1 rRNA gene is annotated in these 430 nt (G+C 36.7%); it reads right to left on the minus strand.

From position 1 onward, the window contains the following. A 16S ribosomal RNA gene (locus H5073_RS18065) occupies positions 1 to 90 on the minus strand; the annotation flags it as partial. Positions 91 to 430: the final 340 nt, after the last annotated feature.

The raw sequence follows: 430 nt of genomic DNA on the forward strand, positions 1-430 counted from the left end.
TAGCAAGCTACTTTCCCGCTGCCGCTCGACTTGCATGTGTTAGGCCTGCCGCCAGCGTTCAATCTGAGCCATGATCAAACTCTTCAATTAAAGTTTTTTTGAAGCTTTCTATTAGGAAAGACTTCAGCTCAATGAATTCTGATTGCTTTATTAACCGAAGTTAACAAAGTCTTTTGTACATATGTGCTTCTTTGAATTTACTTTCTCGAAAGAAAGTAGAAACCAAAGTTGCTATGGACAAACATAGTTGCATTGAGTTTAAATTTTTTGATTATCTAAAGCAGTTAAACTGATTTAAATAATTGTCGAATAACTCAATACCTGTGAGTGTCCACACAGATTACTTGATAAATTTTTAAAGAACTTGATGTCGATTTTTCAGACATCGCCGTTAGACGCTAGGTCGTTGGCTTGGGCTGCGTATTTTACG

This window comes from Shewanella sp. SR44-3 (genome assembly GCF_014163735.1).
Taxonomy (GTDB): domain Bacteria; phylum Pseudomonadota; class Gammaproteobacteria; order Enterobacterales; family Shewanellaceae; genus Shewanella.